The sequence below is a fragment of the Arthrobacter sp. SO3 genome (assembly GCF_020532825.1).
In the GTDB taxonomy this organism is placed as follows: Bacteria; Actinomycetota; Actinomycetes; order Actinomycetales; family Micrococcaceae; genus Arthrobacter.
On record NZ_MQTS01000224.1, the window covers coordinates 58740 to 60963 of the forward strand.

The 2224-nt window shown below is 65.6% G+C and carries 4 protein-coding genes; all 4 read right to left on the reverse strand.

All coding sequences use genetic code 11. The annotated features are described in order from the left end of the window. A partial coding sequence (locus BJQ90_RS19620) for a flavoprotein (protein WP_319004668.1) occupies nt 1-480 on the reverse strand: 480 nt, incomplete at its 3' end. Nucleotides 481-506: 26 nt separating this feature from the next. Then, complete coding sequence (gene rpoZ, locus BJQ90_RS19625; RefSeq protein WP_091251816.1) at nt 507-767, reverse strand: DNA-directed RNA polymerase subunit omega; 261 nt, start codon at nt 765-767, stop codon at nt 507-509. Between the two features lie 39 nt (nt 768-806). Further along, nucleotides 807-1379 (reverse strand): guanylate kinase, encoded by a 573-nt coding sequence (gmk, locus tag BJQ90_RS19630; RefSeq protein ID WP_226761862.1) that lies wholly within the window; start codon nt 1377-1379, stop codon nt 807-809. A gap of 25 nt (nt 1380-1404) precedes the next feature. After that, on the reverse strand, nt 1405-1740 hold the full coding sequence (mihF, locus tag BJQ90_RS19635) for an integration host factor, actinobacterial type (protein WP_226761863.1): 336 nt from the start codon (nt 1738-1740) through the stop codon (nt 1405-1407). Nucleotides 1741-2224 lie beyond the last annotated feature (484 nt).

Sequence of the window (2224 nt, forward strand, 5' to 3'; positions counted from 1 at the left end):
CAGCCGGCCCGGCCCGGAGTCGGATCCGGTCAGCCGGCCGGAGGCAGGCTCCAGCACGGTGACGCCCCGGCTGCGGAGCGTCTCGACGTTGGCCCGGGTCGCCGGGTGCTGCCACATCTCGGTGTGCATGGCGGGGGCCATCAGCACCGGGCAGCTGCCGGCCATGAGCAGGGTGTTGCTCAGGAGGTCGTTGGCCTGGCCGGCGGCGGCGCGTGCCAGCAGGTCGGCGGTGGCGGGGGCCACCACGATCAGTTCGGCGTCGTGGCCGAGGCGGACGTGGTTGACGGTGTGCACCTCGTCGAAGACGCTGTTGCTGACCGGATGACCGGACAGCGCTTCCCAGGTGGCGACGCCGACGAAGCGGGTCGCGGCCTCCGTGGGGATGACTGTGACGTCATGGCCGGCTTCAGTAAAAAGCCGGAGGAGCGACGCCACCTTGTAGGCGGCTATCCCTCCCCCGACTCCGAGGACTATGCGCACGTGAGACTCCGTCTGCGTCTGCGGAACTACTCTGCAGGCTGGATCGGTGTGGAAACGAGCTTGCCTTCATTGATCTCGCGCAGCGCGATGGAGAGCGACTTCTCGTTCAGCTTGGTGTCGACCAGCGGGCCGACGTATTCGAACAGGCCCTCGTGCAGCTGGGCGTAGTAGGCGTTGATCTGGCGGGCGCGCTTGGCGCCGAAAATCACCAGTCCGTACTTCGAATCGGCAGCCTTCAGCAGTTCGTCGATCGGCGGGTTGATGATGCCTTCAAGGTTCGTGGACACGAATTCTCCAAATTCTAACGGGCCGATACGTCCCGGCGCCTAGCGTGGGTTCGGGGTCAGCCCCATGAGTGAAACAAGCTCGTCCGCTGCCCGTCGAACGTCATCATTGATGACGGTGTGGTCAAACTCCGGTTCAGCGGCAAGTTCTAGTTTAGCGGTTTCCAGCCTCTGCTGCTGTTCTTCCGCTGATTCCGTGCCGCGGCCCACGAGACGGCGGACCATTTCGTCCCAGCTCGGGGGGGAGAGGAAGACAAATTGGGCCTCCGGCACAGCCTCCTTGACCTGACGCGCGCCCTGCAGGTCGATCTCCAGCAGCACCGAACGGCCGTCGGCAATCGCGGCGTCCACGCTGCTGCGCAGGGTTCCGTAGCGGTTGCGCCCGTGGACGACGGCCCACTCCAGAAGGTCACCGTTCTCGACCAGGGAGTCGAATTCCTCGGCTGATTTGAAGAAATAGTGGATGCCGTCGATCTCGCCGGGCCTCGGGGGGCGGGTGGTCGCCGAAACGGAAAGCCAGACGCCGGGATAGTTGTCCCGGATGTAGGTGGACACGGTGCCTTTGCCAACAGCCGTCGGGCCGGCGAGGACTGTCAGTCCCGGTTTCTTGCTCACATATTCCTTCGGGCGGGGTTTGGAGTCAGCGCGGCGGACCGGGCTGTTTGTCGTCTATAAAATCTACCAGCGCCCGGCGCTGATGAATTCCCAGCCCGCGGACCCGCCGTGATGCCGCGATTCCGAGTTGTTCCATGATCGCCGCGGCGCGCACTTGCCCGATGCCCGGCAGCGCCTCGAGCAGTTCGACGATCCGCATCCGGGCGATCGCATCGTCGGACTCCCCAGCGCTGAGCAAGTCCGCGATCGTGAGCTTGCCTGACTTGAGCCGGTCCTTGGCTTCCGCCCTGGTGGTCCTGGCCGCCGCCGCCTTGGCCAGGGCGTCGGCACGCTCCTGCGGAGTGAGGGGTCGCAAACTCACTGAATGCCTCCCTGCATTGTGGGGCGGACCGCGCAATCGGCCCGGCCGGACGGGCCGAACAGCACCCCGGCCGGTACCGCGGCCTTGTCCTGAACCTACCGTCTCGGCGAGGCAGAAATCAATGGACAAGTTCGGCTCCGGAACCCGCCGGAACGGCCGACGGCGGCGCGGCGGCAGTCAGGCTGCGGCTCACGACGGTGCGGCGGCGGCCATCTGACACGAATGGCCGCTAAACAACCCCGTGTAGCGGCCATTTGCGTCAACTGGACGTGGACGTGGTGCTCGTAGCGGCCATTTGCGGCAAACGGGTCGCGGGCGTGGTTCTGGTCCCGCCCATTTGCCAGGAATGGCCGCTAAACAACCCCGTGTAGCGGCCATTTGCGGCAAACGGGTCGCGGGCGTGGGGGGCGGATTCAAGGGATCGATGCAACACCCGAGGGTCAATTGGTTGTCAGTAAACCACGGAGTCGCTCCGCGGGGGTGT